The sequence below is a fragment of the Streptomyces sp. enrichment culture genome (assembly GCF_964272855.1).
Lineage (GTDB): Bacteria > Actinomycetota > Actinomycetes > Streptomycetales > Streptomycetaceae > Streptomyces.
In genome coordinates this window covers 5064610-5080671 of record NZ_OZ186847.1, presented here as the reverse complement: position 1 = coordinate 5080671, position 16062 = coordinate 5064610, and the positions used below count along the sequence as shown (strand labels likewise).

The 16062-nt window shown below is 71.9% G+C and carries 12 protein-coding genes; 6 read left to right on the top strand and 6 right to left on the bottom strand.

From position 1 onward, the window contains the following. Positions 1-41 precede the first annotated feature (41 nt). Both ACSU6L_RS22385 and ACSU6L_RS22380 read right to left on the bottom strand, forming a co-directional pair. The gene (locus tag ACSU6L_RS22385) at positions 42-1124 is read right to left on the bottom strand and encodes a sugar phosphate nucleotidyltransferase (protein WP_437059400.1); all 1083 of its coding nucleotides are present in this window, start codon (positions 1122-1124) and stop codon (positions 42-44) included. A gap of 140 nt (positions 1125-1264) precedes the next feature. Beyond that, the gene (locus ACSU6L_RS22380; RefSeq protein ID WP_437059398.1) at positions 1265-2599 is read right to left on the bottom strand and encodes a peptidoglycan recognition protein family protein; all 1335 of its coding nucleotides are present in this window, start codon (positions 2597-2599) and stop codon (positions 1265-1267) included. Between the two features lie 140 nt (positions 2600-2739). Here ACSU6L_RS22380 and ACSU6L_RS22375 point away from each other — a divergent pair, with 140 nt between their 5' ends. From ACSU6L_RS22375 to ACSU6L_RS22360, 4 genes are all read left to right on the top strand, one after another. Continuing rightward, complete coding sequence (locus ACSU6L_RS22375; RefSeq protein ID WP_437059396.1) at positions 2740-3498, top strand: TIGR03089 family protein; 759 nt, start codon at positions 2740-2742, stop codon at positions 3496-3498. A 171-nt stretch (positions 3499-3669) separates the two neighbouring features. Continuing rightward, positions 3670-4860 (top strand): LCP family protein, encoded by a 1191-nt coding sequence (locus ACSU6L_RS22370; protein WP_437059394.1) that lies wholly within the window; start codon positions 3670-3672, stop codon positions 4858-4860. 273 nt (positions 4861-5133) lie between these two features. Further along, positions 5134-6957 carry an LCP family glycopolymer transferase gene (locus ACSU6L_RS22365; protein ID WP_437059392.1) on the top strand — a complete coding sequence of 608 codons (1824 nt, stop codon included), beginning with the start codon at positions 5134-5136 and terminating at the stop codon, positions 6955-6957. 104 nt (positions 6958-7061) lie between these two features. Continuing rightward, positions 7062-8735, top strand: a complete 1674-nt coding sequence (locus ACSU6L_RS22360; RefSeq protein WP_437059390.1) for an LCP family protein — start codon at positions 7062-7064, stop codon at positions 8733-8735. A 21-nt stretch (positions 8736-8756) separates the two neighbouring features. Here ACSU6L_RS22360 and ACSU6L_RS22355 read toward each other — a convergent pair whose 3' ends face one another. After that, positions 8757-9806 carry a glycosyltransferase family 2 protein gene (locus ACSU6L_RS22355; protein ID WP_437059388.1) on the bottom strand — a complete coding sequence of 350 codons (1050 nt, stop codon included), beginning with the start codon at positions 9804-9806 and terminating at the stop codon, positions 8757-8759. A gap of 128 nt (positions 9807-9934) precedes the next feature. Here ACSU6L_RS22355 and ACSU6L_RS22350 point away from each other — a divergent pair, with 128 nt between their 5' ends. Further along, a complete protein-coding gene (locus ACSU6L_RS22350) occupies positions 9935-11404 on the top strand; it encodes an LCP family protein (RefSeq protein ID WP_437059386.1) in 1470 nt (489 codons plus the stop codon). Between the two features lie 51 nt (positions 11405-11455). Here ACSU6L_RS22350 and ACSU6L_RS22345 read toward each other — a convergent pair whose 3' ends face one another. Continuing rightward, positions 11456-12022 carry an acyl-CoA thioesterase gene (locus tag ACSU6L_RS22345; RefSeq protein ID WP_437059384.1) on the bottom strand — a complete coding sequence of 189 codons (567 nt, stop codon included), beginning with the start codon at positions 12020-12022 and terminating at the stop codon, positions 11456-11458. A 119-nt stretch (positions 12023-12141) separates the two neighbouring features. Between ACSU6L_RS22345 and ACSU6L_RS22340 the strand changes: the two genes are divergently transcribed. Next, positions 12142-13437, top strand: a complete 1296-nt coding sequence (locus ACSU6L_RS22340; protein ID WP_437059382.1) for an LCP family protein — start codon at positions 12142-12144, stop codon at positions 13435-13437. Positions 13438-13490: 53 nt separating this feature from the next. On the opposite strand, the gene ACSU6L_RS22335 is transcribed toward ACSU6L_RS22340, so the two are convergent. Both ACSU6L_RS22335 and ACSU6L_RS22330 read right to left on the bottom strand, forming a co-directional pair. Beyond that, on the bottom strand, positions 13491-14438 hold the full coding sequence (locus ACSU6L_RS22335) for a hypothetical protein (protein ID WP_437059380.1): 948 nt from the start codon (positions 14436-14438) through the stop codon (positions 13491-13493). Continuing rightward, positions 14435-16057, bottom strand: a complete 1623-nt coding sequence (locus ACSU6L_RS22330) for a protein phosphatase 2C domain-containing protein (RefSeq protein WP_437059378.1) — start codon at positions 16055-16057, stop codon at positions 14435-14437. Before ACSU6L_RS22330 ends, ACSU6L_RS22335 begins: the two co-directional genes overlap by 4 nt. Between the last annotated feature and the right edge of the window lie 5 nt (positions 16058-16062).

The window sequence follows — 16062 nt, the reverse complement described above, 5'->3', positions numbered from 1 at the left end:
TGGCGGGGTGCCGCCGCGCCCACCCCCTCTCCCGCTCGCCCCTACTGATCCGACGAGAAGCGCACCGCTCCCGCCGGGATGCGGGCGTCGCACCACACCCGCATGCCGTCGCGGAGTTCGTTGTCGGGGCCGACGACCGCGCCGTCGCCGATGACCGTGCCGGTGAGGACGGTGCGTTCGCCGACGCGGGCGCGGGTGCCGATGAGGGAGTCGGTGACGACCGCGCCGGGTTCGATGACGGCGCCGGGGAGGATCGTCGAGCCGAACACCCGCGCGCCCTCGGCCACGAACGCGCCCTCGCCGACCACCGTGCCGCCCGCCAGCTTCGCGTCCGGCGCGACCGTCGCCGTGGGCAGGACGAGCCGGTCGCCGCAGCGGCCCGGCACGGCCGGGGACGGGGCGCGGCCGAGGACCAGGTCCGCCGAGCCGCGTACGAACGCCGCCGGGGTGCCCAGGTCCAGCCAGTAGGTGGAGTCGACCATGCCCTGGAGGTGGGCGCCCGCCGAGAGCAGGTCGGGGAAGGTCTCGCGTTCCACCGACACCGGCCTGCCCGCCGGGATCGTGTCGATCACCGAGCGGCGGAAGACGTACGCCCCCGCGTTGATCTGGTCGGTGACGATCTCCTCCGGCGTCTGCGGCTTCTCCAGGAACGCCTGCACCCGTCCCGTCTCGTCCGTCGGGACCAGGCCGTACGCCCTCGGGTCCGTCACCTTGGTCAGGTGGAGGGAGACGTCCGCGCCGGTCGTCTCGTGGGTGCGGACCAGGGCCCGGATGTCCAGGCCGGTGAGGATGTCGCCGTTGAAGACGAGAATCGGGTCGTCCGGGCCCGAGTGCAGCCGGGACGCCACGTTGCGGATCGCGCCGCCCGTGCCGAGGGGTTCCTCCTCGGTGACGTACTCGATGTGCAGTCCGAGCGACGAACCGTCACCGAAGTACGGTTCGAAGACCTCCGCCAGATAGGACGTCGCGAGCACGATGTGCTCGACCCCCGCCGCCCGCGCCCGCGCCAGCTGGTGCGTGAGGAACGGCACCCCCGCCGCCCTGACCATGGGCTTGGGCGTGTGCACCGTGAGCGGGCGCAGCCGAGTGCCCTTGCCGCCGACCAGGAGGATCGCTTCTGTCACCTGTCGTCTCTGCTTCCTGCCGGGACCGGCCGAACTGTCTTTCGGCCGGTCAGTGTATGCAGACCGTCGTCCGGCAGCTTCGACGGCGTGCGGCGTCGCGTCGCGTTCTCATTCCCCCGCCCCCCTGCCGCTCGCCCGTCTCAGTCACGACCCTGGTAGTACGCCGCGTATCCGCGGACCGAGCCGAGCTTTGCGTAGAGCTGCCGTCCCGGGCACTGTGTGGCGAATCCGTCCCGGTGCCCGGAGATTACATTCAGTCGTACCTTCTTACCTTTTCGGTAGAGATTGCCACCGCCGGACTTCAGATATGTCTTGCCGCGCGGATTGCCACCGCGCAGGCCCAGCTTCCATGCCGTCAGCCGGCCCAGTGCCTTCACCGTGGCTTTCGAGGGTTTGGCCGTGTCAAAGGTGCCGAGCACGGCGATCCCCATGCTGTCGGTGTTGAAGCCGCGGGTGTGCGCGCCCATGACGGGCTTGGTCACGCCCCCTGCCCGGCCCTCGTAGATGTTTCCGCACTTGTCGACGACGAAGTTGTAGCCGATGTCCCGCCAGCCCATGCTCTTCACGTGGTAGCGGTAGATACCGCGAATGACGGAGGGCGCCTGTGAGCATCTGTAGTTGTTGCCGGTGGCGGAGTGGTGCACGAAGGCCACTTTCACCTCCTCGGTGTAGACGAACTCCTTCTCGCGCAGTTCCTCGTCCGCGCCCCAGCCGCGGCGAGTGACGATACGTGGGCGCGGGGCGGTCTTCGGCTCCGCCCGCAGGCCGTCCGCCAACCCGGCGGCGGAGAGCGACCCGAAGGCCCACGCGTCCAGGCCGGGGAACGCGGTGAGGGCGTCCTGGTCGGAGGTGTACTCGTCCGAGGTGTCCTCGGCGGAGGTGTACTCGGCCGAGGTGTACTCGGCGGAGGCATCCTCGCCGCCTCCGGGGTCGACGAGTTCCAGGCGGAGACCGGAGGGCAGCGAGGACCGCGCGGCGCGGTCGCCGTGTCCGTCGTCGGACTCCGCTTCCGCCCGCACCTTGACCTCCACGCCGTCCGAGTCCCCCACCCACAGCGGTGCCGTGGCGCCGCGGACGCGGTCCGAGGCGCGCTCGGAGGTGCCGGGATCAGCCGCGTGGTCGCCGGTGTGGCTCTCCAGGTCCTGCCATTCGGACCAGTCGCCGGAGTCCGCCGCGCGGGTGCGGACCTGGACACGGCCGTGGAGTTCGGTGTCCGGGTCCTCCCAGACGACGCCGACCAGCGAGAAGCGCCGTACGTCGCGACGGGGCAGGCCCTGCTCGTCGACGGAGCCGGGGGTGCGATCGGTGGCGAGCGGGGCGAGGGGCAGTGACTGGGTGCTGCCCGCGGCCTCCCGCGCCCCTGCCTCCCCGACCATGCCCGGTGCCGCGGCCGCCGGTGCCGCGGGGAGGGTAAGCGGGAGGGCGAGAGCGGCCGCACAGGTCACGCCGATTGAGGAAGCAAGGTATCCATGCATGCCCTCGATCCTGGACATAGCCAGACAATTCTGTCCATCGGGGACTTGAACTGAACTGACGGACCGTCGGGGTGCGGCTCGCCCGAACCGGTGGTGTCGTCTCCCGGATCCCGGCGGCGCGCCCGCGTACGCTTGCGCGGGTGACTGCCACCGATCGCACCCCTGCCGACCTGCTGCGTTCCGCGCTCGCCGCGGACCCCGCGCGTCCCCTCGTGACCTTCTACGACGACGCCACCGGAGAGCGCGTCGAACTGTCCGTGGCCACCTTCGCCAATTGGGTGGCCAAGACCGCGAACCTCCTCCAGGACGAGCTGTCCGCCGAGCCCGGGGACCGGGTCGCGCTGCTGCTGCCCGCGCACTGGCAGACGGCGGTGTGGCTGCTGGCGTGTTCGTCGGTGGGCGTGATCGCGGACGTGGAGGGCGATCCGGCGCGGGCGGACCACGTCGTGGCCGGGCCCGGGCGGTTCGAGGCGGGGCTGGCCTGCGACGGGGACCGGTACGCGCTGTCGCTGGCGCCGCTCGGGCGGCGGTTCGTCCCGAGTCCGCCGGCCGGGTACGCCGACTACGCCGTCGACGTGCCGAGTCACGGGGACCGGTTCACGCCGTACGCGCCGGTGGATCCGGAGGCGCCGGCGCTGATCGTCGCCGGGGCGGAGTTCACCGGGGCGGAGATCGTGGAGCGGGCCCGGGCGGACGCGGGGGCGCTGGGGCTCATCGGTCCGGGCACACGGATTCTGTCGGCGTTGCCGTACGACACCTGGGAGGGGCTGAGCGCCGGGCTGTACGGGCCGCTGGCTTCCGGCGGGTCCGTGGTGCTGTGCCGGAATCTGGAGCGGCTGGACGGGGAGGCGCTGGCCAAGCGGATCGAGAGCGAGCGGGTGACGGCGGTCTCCCGGTAGGCACGCGGGGCCGAGCGGCCGGGGCTGCGGCGAACCGCTGAACCTCTGAACCGCTGAACAGCTCCCTCACCCGTTCGGCCCACCCCACCCCGCACCCCCACCCCATCCACGCCATGGTCGTAGGAGCAAGCAGGACGACACGCTCGTACGCCATGAGGGGTGGAGTCAGTCGTGATCGGCACCGCAGGCACGCCTTCCGGGCGCACGAGCCGGGCCCTCGGGCCGGGGCTCGGGGTGTCTGCCTCCGGCGTCGGACTGATACGCCGCCGGCGGCGGCGCTGGATACGGCGCGGCACCTTGGGCGTCACCGCTTTCGTGGCGGTGGCCGTCGGGACCGCTTCCGTGATCTACGCGAAGCTCGACGGGAACATCACCCCCGACGAGGCCGCCGCCGCCGAGCTGGCGCGCTACGAGCGGGAGCGCCCCACCGCCCTGGTGCGGGACGCGCGGAACATCCTGGTCATCGGCTCGGACTCGCGCTCCGGCGACGACAACGGGCGCTACGGGCGGGACTCGGGGACCGAGCGCTCGGACACCGCCATACTGCTGCACCTCGCCGCGGGCCGCCGCAGCGCGACCGCGGTGTCCATACCCCGCGACCTGATGGTGGACGTACCGGACTGCCGCCGCCCGGACGGCAGCCGTACCGAGCCGGTGTTCGCGATGTTCAACTACGCCTTCGAATCGGGCGGCTCCGCCTGCTCGGTCCGCACCCTGGAGCAGTTGACGGGCATTCGCGTCGACCATCACATCGTCGTCGACTTCACCGGCTTCAAGAAAATGGTCGATGCCGTCGACGGGGTGCGTATCTGCCTCAAGAAACCAATTCATGACAAGGCAGCCAAACTTCACCTTCCCGCCGGCACGGTGACACTCGACGGGGAACAGGCCCTCGGTTACGTCCGCGCCCGCAAGTCGCTCGGCAATGGCAGCGACACCGACCGCATGGAGCGCCAGCAGCGCTTCCTCGCGGCCCTCGTCAACAAGGTGCGCGGCAACGACGTCCTGCTGAACCCGGTGAAGCTGTACCCCGTGCTGGACGCGGCGACCTCCGCCCTCACCACCGATCCGGGGCTGGCCAGTTTGCGTGGTTTGTACGAACTCGTCCGCGGGCTCCGCGACATCCCCACCGAACAGGTGCAGTTCCTGACGGTTCCGAGGGAGTCGTACGTCTACAACGCCAATCGCGACCAGCTCGTGGAGCCGGAGGCGGAGCGCCTCTTCGAGCAGCTGCGCGCGGACCGCCCGGTGGCGGTGACCCCGGACTCGGGCCGCGCCGAGGACTCCGGGGAGCCCGGATCGGACGCCTCCCCGGCCCCCACCTTCCGCGGGAACACCGCCGCGGACGACGGCTGCCGATGACGCCATCGAGCCACCGCGGGACCACCGCCGGTAAAGCGCGCACCAAAACGACGAACTCCCGTTCAAGGAAATGCGCCGGATTGCCCAGTTGTAGGGACGTGGAATTTGTCACCGCCGTCGCTTGACGCTGAACTGGGCGGATAGTGTGAGCGATCCGGTGCACCCGGCTCCCCGGCCACAAGTCCGTCAAGGGGTCGCGCACTGTATGTACGAGACCCGAGCGCCTCGGAGGGGGAAGGCGCCGCGTGGCCCCGACGGAGGATTCAGGCAACCGTGGACGCGCAAGGCCGTGGGCGGGCGGAGCACATCGACCCCGCAGACCAGTGGGTACTCAATCCGAACACCGGCGAATACGAACTGCGACTGAGCCCTTCCGCACCGCAGTCGGCCGTCCCGGGTCCGCGCAGAGCCGCCTCCCGGGGCCGCGGCGCTCCGCAGGGCCGGGAACGCCGTGAGCCCCGCCCCTCCCAGGGCGAGCGGAGCGGTGCGCGGGAGCCCCGCGAAGGCCGGGACAGCCGTGAGGGCCGGGGCGGCCGGGAAGGCCCGAGCGGCCGTGAGGGCCGGGGCAGCCGTGAGGTTCCCGGGCCGCGCCGCGGCCGGGGTGCCGCACCCGAGCCCGCGCCGGGGCGGCGCGGCAGACGCCCGGTGAAGAAGAAGCCGCGCGCCAAGAAGATACTGCTGTGGACGAGCGGCACCGTGGCGTTCCTGCTGGTGGCCGGGGCGGGGGCCGGGTACCTCTACATCCAGCACCTCAACGACAACATCACGTCCGTCGCCGACGACGGGGCGAGCACCGGTGGCTTCCGCAAGGACGAGGCCATCAACATCCTGCTGATCGGCACGGACAAGCGCACGGGCGCGGGCAACGAGTCCTACGGCGACAGCGGCAGCCCCGGACACGCCGACACAACGATCCTGCTGCACGTCTCCAAGGACCGCTCGAACGCGACGGCACTGAGCATCCCGCGCGACCTGATCGTGGACGTCCCGGACTGCCCGACCACGCAGGAGGACGGCAGCCAGAAGGTGATCCCCGGCTCGCCGGGCGCCCGCTTCAACACCAGCCTCGGCCAGAGCGGCCGTACGCCCAGCTGCACCATGCGCACGGTGACCGAGCTGACCGGGATCACGCCGGACAACTTCATGGTCGCCGACTTCAACGCGGTCAAGACGCTGACCACGGCGGTCGGCGGCGTCGAGGTGTGCCTGGCCAAGGACATCAACGACGAGGACTCCAAGCTCAACCTGCCCGCGGGCACCCACGAGATCGAGGGCGAGCAGGCGCTGGCCTTCGTCCGCACCCGGCACTCGGTGGGCAACGGCGGCGACCTGAGCCGGATCAACCTCCAGCAGCAGTTCCTGAGCGCGCTGATGCGCAAGCTGAAGTCGAACGACACGCTCACCGACCCGTCCAAGATGATCAAGCTGGCGGAGACGGGCACCAAGGCGCTCACCGTCGACTCCCAGCTGGACAGCATCGGCAAGCTGAAGGACCTCGGCCTCGAGCTGGGCAAGCTCAACGTCAAGAACCTGACGTTCACCACGGTGCCGGTGATCGACAACCCGGCCGAGACCGTCAAGGCCACCGTCGTGCCGCATCCGACGCAGGCGCAGGAGGTCTTCGACGCGATCGCGAACGACGTCTCCTTCACCGCCGTCAAGGAGAAGAAGGCCAAGGAGAAGGCGGCGGTCGCGGCCCGGCTGAAGGGCACGAAGGCGGACCCCTCGGAGGTCCGGGTGCAGGTCCTCAACGGCGGCGCTCCCGCCGGCAGCGCGCAGGAGACGCTCCAGTGGCTGCAGAACGACGAGGGCGTCACCAAGTCCGAGAACGCGGGCAACGCCGACGCCGCGCTGAGCAAGACCACGCTCGAGTACGCGCCCGAGCAGGCCGACCAGGCCCGCCGGCTGGCCGCCATCATGGGCCTGTCCGGGTCGGCGATGAAGCCGGGCGAGAGCGTGACCAACTCCCAGGGGCTGCCCACGATGACGCTGACCCTGGGCAAGGACTTCAAGGGCGCGGGGGTGTCCCTGACCGCTCCGTCGAAGGCGCCGGATGTGGAGAAGTCCACGGCAGACAAGGTCAAGTGCGCCAGCTAGCCGATCGGTCGGCGAAATTGGGGGGTAACCCCACGGGTCCGTCGTGCGTCTGACTTGACGCGGGGCGGACCCGTGTCAGGCGCAGGGCGGGGAGGGCAGGGGTTGTGGCGCAGAGCAGTGTGCGGGAGGACGGTCCCGCGGTGGAGGACACGATGTCCCTCGCCGCGCGGGACGAGGACCCGCGGAGCGGGGAACCGGGGGGCGAACCGGCGGAAGACCGCGGCAGACACGGCGGTGGCGGCGGTGGCCGGCGGCGCGGGGGCCGTCGCGGCGCCGAGCGCTCCCGGGGACGGCGGGTGCTGCGCTGGTCGGCGACGATGCTGGCGGTGGTCATAGCCGGCACCGCGGGAGCGGGCTACCTCTACTACCAGCACCTGAACGGCAACATAAAGAAGGACAAGCTCAACCTCGGCGACAACAAGGTCGCCGCCCCGACGCCGAACGCGGCGGGGCAGACCCCGCTGAACATCCTGCTGATCGGCTCCGACGCCCGGGACAGCAAGGAGAACCAGAAGCTCGGCGGCGCCCGGGAGACCTTCGGCGGCACCCCGCTCGCCGACGTCCAGATGCTGCTGCACCTGTCGGCGGATCGCAGCAACATGTCGGTGATCAGCATGCCGCGCGACACCCTGGTGCAGATCCCCAAGTGCACCGACCCGGACGACGGGAAGGTGTATCCCGCGAGCACCCGGCCGACGGCGACCAACGAGAGCCTGGGCCATGGCGGGCCCGGCTGCTCGGTGGCGACCTGGCAGGAGCTGACCGGCATCCACATCGACCACTTCATGATGATCGACTTCTCCGGAGTGGTGTCGATGGCGGACGCCATCGGCGGCGTCCCGGTCTGTGTGGACGCCAACGTCTACTCCCGCGACAGCCAGGGCCGCGGCTCCGGCCTCCGGCTGGAGGAGGGCACCACCAAGATCAAGGGCAAGCAGGCCCTCCAGTGGCTGCGGACCCGCTACGGCTTCGGCGACAACAGCGACCTGTACCGCGCCGAGGCGCAGCACATGTACATGAACTCGATGGTCCGCGAACTGCGCGCCAACGCCACCCTCAGCAATCCCAACAAGCTCCGCAAGCTCGCCGAGGCGGCGACCGAGGCGATCGTCGTCGACGAGGGCCTGGGCACCATCGCGAAGATGTACGACCTGGCCAACGAGCTGAAGAAGGTGCCGACCGACCGCATCACCATGACGACCATGCCGAACCGGCTCGTCGGCAACCGGGTGGAGCCCACCGACGACGCCGAGACGGTGTTCCGGATGGTGCGCGAGGACGTCGCGCTGGACGGCAAGGACAAGAAGAAGCCCAAGAAGGAGGAGAAGGAGTCCTCCGACCCGGCGGCCGCCGACGAGGAGATCGCCGTGCAGGTGCGCAACGGCACCGGGACGGACACGCTGGCGCCGGTCGGCGGCCGGGCCGGGGCGGTGACGCAGCTGCTCGCCGGTGAGGGCTTCACCCAGGCCGTGGCGGACAGCTCGTCCTCGGTCGCGCAGCCGACGACGGTGGTCCGCTTCCCGAGCGCCGACCTCGAGGGCGACGCCCAGCGGGTCGCCAAGGCCCTGGGCATACCGCTGAGCGCGGTGAAGAAGTCCACCGACGTGTCGGGGGTCACCCTGATCGTGGGCGCGGACTGGCGCGAGGGGACGAAGTACGAGGCGCCGAAGAAGGAGGAGGACAAGACGCCGGAGTCGGCGAACGCCCTCAACGCCTCGGACGACTCCAAGTGCATGGAAGTGAACCCGAACTACACCTGGGAGAAGGAGAAGGAGTAGTCCGGGTCACCTCGGCGGTGCTCAGCCGACCGTCACGTCCGGGTTGCCGGAGCCCGGCACGGCGGGCCGCCGCGACGCGATGACCTTCCTGGCCAGCGACTTCGGGCTGGTCAGGTAGCCGAAGCCCCAGGACATGTGCATGGTGGCGAGGGCGACGGGGATCTGCAGGCGGGCCTTGAGCGGCAGCCCCTTGCCCGCGGGCACCGACCCGGCGACGATCGCCGCGAGGTAGCCGCCGGGGATCACGAAGCCCCACGGGGTGAGCGCCGCGCCGACGACGATGCCGGCCGCGATCGCGCAGACGGCGGTCGGGGGGGCGAGGTAGCGCAGGTTGATCGACCCGGCGTGGTAGCGGGCGACGACGTGCCGCCAGCGGCCGTAGTCCTTGTACTGCTTGGCGAGGGCCTTCACCGACGGCCTCGGGCGGTACGACACCTTCAGCTCGGGCGAGAACCAGATGAGCCCGCCCGCCTCCCGGATCCGGAAGTTGAGCTCCCAGTCCTGGGCGCGGATGAACTCCTCGTTGTAGCCGCCCTGCTGTTCCAGTGCCTCGCGCCGGAAGACACCGAGGTAGACGGTCTCGGCCGCCTGCGCCTCGCCACCGGTGTGGAAGGCGGCGTTGCCCACGCCGATCCTCGAGGTCATCGCGGCGGCGACCGCGTGCTCCCAGTCGTTCTCGCCCTCGGCGTGCATGATGCCGCCGACGTTCTGCGCGCCGGTCTCCTCCAGGAGCCGGACCGCGGTGGCGATGTAGTCGGGCGAGAGCATGCCGTGGCCGTCGACGCGGACCACGATCGGGTGCCGGGAGGCCTTGATCGCCGCATTGAGGGCGGCGGGGGTGCGGCCGGTCGGGTTCGGCACGGTGTGCACCCGCGGGTCCTCGCGGACCAGCTCGGCGGCTATCTCGTCCGTGCGGTCCGTCGACGGACCGAGGGCGATCACGACCTCCATCTCGCCGGCGTACTCCTGGGCGAGGATCGCGTGGACGGCGCCGCGCAGATGCCGCTCCTCGTTGAGGACGGGCATGATCACAGACACGGCGGGGAGCTGCACGTCGGGCTTCGCGTTCATAGGGGGCTCACGTTACCGCGAACGGGGGACACCGGTGCGCCCCGCCGTGGACGGTGCACCGGACCGCAGATCGTATGGGCCTACGGTGCTCACGGTTCCGCGTACGGCCGTCGTCCGGAGGTGTCCCTTTGTCCGCACCGCCTCGGTCCCCGGGCCGACCCGAGCGCCGCCCGCAGCCGTCCCGCCGCGCGTCGCGTCCGCCCGTCCGGCGGAAACGGCCGCGCTGGGCCGTGCGGGCGGTGACCACCCTGTCGGTGGTGGTGCTCGCCTCGGCGGGGATCGGGCACGCGGTGCTCACCAGCCTGGAGACGGACATCGCCCGGGTCGACGCGTTCCGCGACATGAAGAACCGGCCCCGGGCCGGCCACGGGATGAACGTGCTGATGGTCGGCACCGACGGACGCGAGAAGATCAGCGAGGCCGAGCGGCGCCGGTACCGGCTGGGCGGGGCGCCCTGCCGCTGCACCGACACGATCATGATCGTGCACATCTCGGAGGACCGGGAGCGGGCGAGTGTGGTGAGCCTGCCGCGGGACTCGTACGCCGAGCTGCCGCCGCACACCGACGCGACCACGGGCGAACGGCACGCCGGTCATCCGGTCAAGCTGAACGCGGCGTACGCGGAGGGCGGACCGCAGCTGACCGTGCGCACGGTCGAGCACATGACCAAGGTGAAGATCGACCACTATCTGGAGCTCGACTTCACCAGCTTCATGAAGACCGTGGACGTCCTGGGCGGGGTGAAGATCTGCACGGCCCAGCCGCTGAAGGACCGTTACAGCGGCCTGGACCTGCCGGCCGGCACCCACACCCTGCACGGCGGCGAGGCCCTCCAGTACGTCCGCGCCCGCCATGTCGACGGGGCCTCCGACCTCGGCCGGATGCGGCGCCAGCAGCGGTTCCTGGCCGCGCTGATCGACCACGCCACCTCCTCCGGGGTGCTGCTGAACCCGATGAAGTTCCGGGACGTGGCCCAGGCCGTGCTCGGCTCGGTGCGGGCGGACAAGGGCTTCGGCACGGGCCAGCTGCTGGACCTGGGCCGGGCGATGCGGAACTTCTCACCGTCGTCGTCCGAGTTCACGACCGTCCCGATCGGGCGGATGGGATACGCCGTGAAGGGCGTCGGCTCGACCCTGAAGTGGGACCCGGTGAAGGCGGAGCGCCTCTTCCGGGCACTGCGCGACGACCGGCCGCTGGCCGCCCCGCGCCCGAGGAGCACGCCGGCGCGGGTGGTGGAGGTGGCCCCGAAGCAGATCCACGTCCAGGTGGAGAACGGCACGGACACGGCCGGGCTCGGCCGGCGCGCGGACGCGGCCCTCGCGGCGACCGGCTTCCGCACCACCGGCCGGCCGGTGAACGCGGCGGAGCGGTCCGTGCGGCGCACGGTGGTGGCGTACGACCCCCGCTGGGACCGCTCCGCGAAGTCCCTCGCGGCGGCGCTGCCCGGCAGCGAGCTGCGGCCGGTGAAGGGGCAGGGCCCGCTCCTGAAGGTGATCGTCGGCACGAACTACAAGGGCGTCACCCAGGTTCGCGCCGAGACACCGCGCCCGGCCGGGGAGTCGCCGGTGGTGCGGGGCGACGAGGTGGCCTGCACGTGACCGAGCGCATGTGACCGAGCGCGCACGGCCGGTCCGTATCGACCCGGCCGGTCAGTCCTCGATGCCCTCGGCCGCGCGCTTCTCGCGGAGGTCCATGATGGCCCGGCGGCGGGCCAGGCGGTGGGTGCGGCGGATCTGGGCCTCCTGGTAGCGGCGCCGGTCGCGTTCCGTCTCCGGGATGACCGGCGGGACCTGGCGGGGCTTGCCGTCGGCGTCGACCGCGGCGAAGACGAGGTAGGCGGAGCCGACCTGGGTGGGCGGGGTGGACTCGTTCCAGCGTTCGGCGAGGACGCGGACGCCGACCTCCATGGAGGTGCGGCCGGTCCAGTTGACCTGTGCCTTGACATGGACGAGGTCGCCCACGCGGACCGGCTCCAGGAAGGCCATCTCGTCCATGGACGCGGTGACGGCGGGACCGCCGCTGTGCCGGCCGGCGACGGCGCCCGCGGCGTCGTCGACCAGCTTCATGATCACTCCGCCGTGCACCGTACCCAGCAGGTTGGTGTCGTTGTGGGTCATGATGTGGCTGAGTGTGGTCCGGGAAGCGGAGGTGGGCTTGCCCGGGATGTCCGGGATGCCGGAAGTCTCCGGCTCCGCGGCGCTGGCCTGGTCTGTCATGTCCTCCACCTTATGCCGAACGGGCATCCGGCGAATTTGTGTCGTCTTGGCAACAGCATCGCCCCTGTTTTCCACAGGGCCTTGTAAAGCACACAGCCGCGACCGGCACACTGGGGCGCATGAATGACTGGCCCGAGGGATGGTCCGACGACAACCGCGGCTCGCGCTACGGACGCGGCAGCGCCGGCGCACAGCCGGAAGGTGCCCGCGTGATGCGCCAGGTGCGGCGCGGCGGCCCGGCGGTGCCGCCCGCCTCGGGCCCGGCCGCCCCGCCGTACAACCCGGGAGTGCCGCGGCAGCCGTCGTACGTCGACGGCGGCGAGGGCGACTTCGGCGGGTACGACAGCGGCTACAACACCGGGCAGGTCTACGGCACCCCCGGCGGCCAGGGGCCGTCCGGTCCCGACGGTCCCAGAGGGCGCGGGCCGCGTCCCGCGCCGAACTGGCGGCGCCGGATCAAGGTGACCGCGATCACCCTCGCCACCGTGCTGATCGTCACCACCGTCGGCACCTACTTCTGGGCCGACTCCAAGCTCAACCGTGACGTCGACCTGTCCACGGTGATCGACCGGCCCGAGAAGGGCGAGGGCACCAACTACCTCATCGTCGGCTCCGACAGCCGCGAGGGCATGACCGACGAGCAGAAGAAGGAACTGCACACCGGATCCGCCGAGGGCAAGCGCACGGACTCGATGATGATCCTGCACACCGGCGACAACGGTCCGACGCTGATCTCGCTGCCCCGTGACTCCAACGTCACGATCCCCGAGTTCCAGGGCTCCGAGTCCGGCAAGCGCCGGGCCGCGATGGGCGCGAACAAGCTGAACGCCGCGTACTCCATCGACGGGCCGACCCTGCTGGTGCGCACCGTCGAGTTCAACACCGGCCTGCACATCGACCACTACGTGGAGATCGGCTTCGCCGGCTTCGCGAACATCGTGGACGCGGTCGGCGGCGTCGAGATGGACATCCCGCAGGACATCAAGGACACCAAGTCCGGGGCGAACTTCGAGAAGGGCAAGCAGACCCTGAACGGCGAGGAGGCCCTCGCGTTCGTCCGCACCCGGTACGCGCTGGCCGGCTCCGACCTGGACCGCACCAAGAACCAGCAGAAGTTCCTCAACGCCCTCGCCAGCCAGGTGGCCACGCCGGGGACGATCCTCAACCCGTTCAAGCTCTACCCGACCATGGGCGCCGGCCTGGACTCCCTCGTCGTCGACAAGGACATGGGCCTGTACGACCTGGCGTCCATGTTCTGGGCGATGAAGGGCGTCAGCGGCGGCGACGGCAAGTCCATGAACATGCCGATCGCGGGCAACGCCGCCAACGGCAACCTCCAGTGGGACATGACGAAGGTCGAGACGCTGGTGGACCAGCTGAAGAACGACGAGAAGGTCACCGTCTCCGGCAACTGAGGCAACCGAGGCGACTGAGGCGACCGACCGGACGCCGGGCCGCGCGCGGCGGATCACTCACGGAGACTGATCCGCCCACGCTGCCGGGGCCCGTCGAACTTCGAGCGGTCCACCGCCGGTCTGGGGGCGGGCGCGGCGGCCATCAGCTTGATGGTCTCCCGTCCCGCCAGCGCGGTACGCCACTGCCCGAGGTGCGGTCGGGTCCCCCGTGGTCCCGCCGCCTGCTCCCACAGTGCCCGGACCGCGGTCTCCCGCCGCTCGTCGAGGACGCCGGGCAGCAGGTCCAGCGGCCTGCCGGGGGCGACGTAGGCGTCCTGGGCGAGCACCCGCCCCACCAGGAGAGCCGCCTTGTAGCGGTCGCTGTCCACCGTGACGGCGCCCGCCGGGGCGAGAGGGTCGTGCCAGTCGGGGGTGTCCGCCTGGTCCAGGACCGGTGGCCGCCCCGCCATCCGCACGCCGTCGCAGTCCAGCAGGTGCACGGCCGGTCCGGGCCGCACGGTCCACAGCACGTTCGCCTGCGACACGTCACCCACGACCAGGCCGAGGGCGTGCATCCAGCCGAGGAGCTCCACCACGGCCACGACCAGGGCGTGACGCTCGGCCGGCGACGGCTGCGGCACCGCCTGCCAGGCCGCCTTCGGCTCCCGGAGCAGGTACGACAGCTCGATCAGCCGGGTGTCCCCGCGCGTCGTGCGCCACGTCATGGAGTCCGGGGCGCGGCGCATCAGGAACCCCGTCGCCCGCCCGCCGTCCACGACCCGGCACAGCGGCCACGCCGTCTCCCGGTCCAGCCGGTCCCGTTCGGCGCCGCCGAGCTGCTGGCGCAGCGCCACCAGGTCCGCGAGCACACCGCCGTCGGCCTTGTGGGGCTCCCGGTAGCTCTTGTACAGGAGCCGTCCCGGCCCGGCGACGTCGAACACCTCACCCTGGCCGCCGTCCCCGATGCGGTCCTTCAGGTTCAGGCCGCCGAGCGGGACGTCGGCACCGTCGTCGGCGCTCATGACGGGGTCTCCGGGGTCTCCCACAGGACGACGGCGGTGCGGTCGTCGTCGTACGACTTCACCCGGTACTGGAACTGCCACAGGAAGTCCGCCGGAGCGGGCACCGGCCCGGAACCCCAGGCGCGGGCGAGGAAGTCGCGCATGCCGGCGTCGCCGGCCAGCGGGGTGGACAGGCCGTCGGTGCACAGCACCAGCACGTCGCCGGGCTGGGCCGGGCCGATGAGCTGCACCTGCGCGCGATGGCTGTGCGGCAGCGCGGCGGTACGGGTGTCGATCACCCCGGCTCCTTCCCCGTCGCCGTGCGGGTCCGGGTCCGTGATGCCCAGGTACCAGCGGCCGTCGCGCAGCAGCGCGGTGCCGCCGTCGCCCACGGCCAGGAAGCCGCGCACCCGGACCGCCGGGTCCAGCGGCACGAGCAGCATCCGGAGCGTGGTGGAGTACGCGCCCGGGTCCTCGCCCCGCTCCCGCGCCTGGTGCGCGAGCAGGGTGGCGACGTGCCGCAGCGCGGGGTCCGCCGCCCCGGCGAACCGGGCCGGGTCGGCATCGCGCAGCGCCGCGGCCAGCTCCGCCGCGACCGTGTCGAGGTAGAGCGCGGCGAGCCGGCAGGCCTGCTGGGAGCCGACGTGGGAGCGGGCCGCGGAGCCGACGCCGTCCGCCACCGCGAGCAGCAGCAGCTCGTCGGCGCCCTGCTCGCCGATCCGGGTCAGCGCGAGGGAGTCCTGGCGCGGCTCGGCGTGATACCGGTGCGAGTCTCCGCGCACGGAGGCCGCGCGCACCGTCAGCGCCTCGTGCGCGGCGCCGTCCACCACCATGTCCGGGATCAGCGCGGCACTCGGATCCACCCGCACCCTCGGCACCGCGCGCGGCTCCGCCGGGTACAGCGGCGGCTTGCTCCCGGAATGCCAGGGATCCCCGAGCCCGGGAATCCCGTCATCGGGCGCCTCCGGAGGGTCGGGCGGGGCGGGGGCTGCGGCGGTGGGGGGTTCTGGGGTAAGGGTGGGCGCGGGCTGTGAGGGTGCCGGTGGCAGGGGTACGTCGTGCGGGGGTGCGGCCGTGGGTACGTCCTGGGCCGGCGCCGGGGGTGCGGACGGGTGCTGCGCCGGTGCCGGCGGGGCGAGCGGGTGCTGCCCGGCAGCCGCGCTGCAGGACTGCGGGGGCGCCTCGGGCATGGGTGCGACCTGCGGTGGTGCCGGGGGCGCGGACGGGTGCGGCACCGGTGCCGGCGGGGCGAGCGGGTGCTGCCCGGCCACGGCGCCGTAGGACTGCGGAGGCGCCTCGGGCGCGGGTGCCACCTCCGGCGGTGCGGACGGGTGCTGCGGGGCGGCGACGCCGTAGGACTGCGGGGGTGCCGGGGGCGCGGATACGTCCTGCGTCGGTGTCGGCGTCGGCGGGTGCTGCACCAGTACCGGCGGCGTCGGCACGTGCTGCCCGGCAGCCGCGCCGTAGGGCTGCGGGTACGGGTCCGGTGCCGGTGGCGTGAGCCGGGCTTCGGCGGCGGGTGGCGGTACCCGGCCGGGGGCCGATCGGCCCTGGCTCGAGACGATCTGGTCGACGCTCTGCCAGGTCTCGGCCAGCGGGTCGTGCGCGCCCGGACGGGGTGGGGTGTCTTCGGCGTTCACGTGCA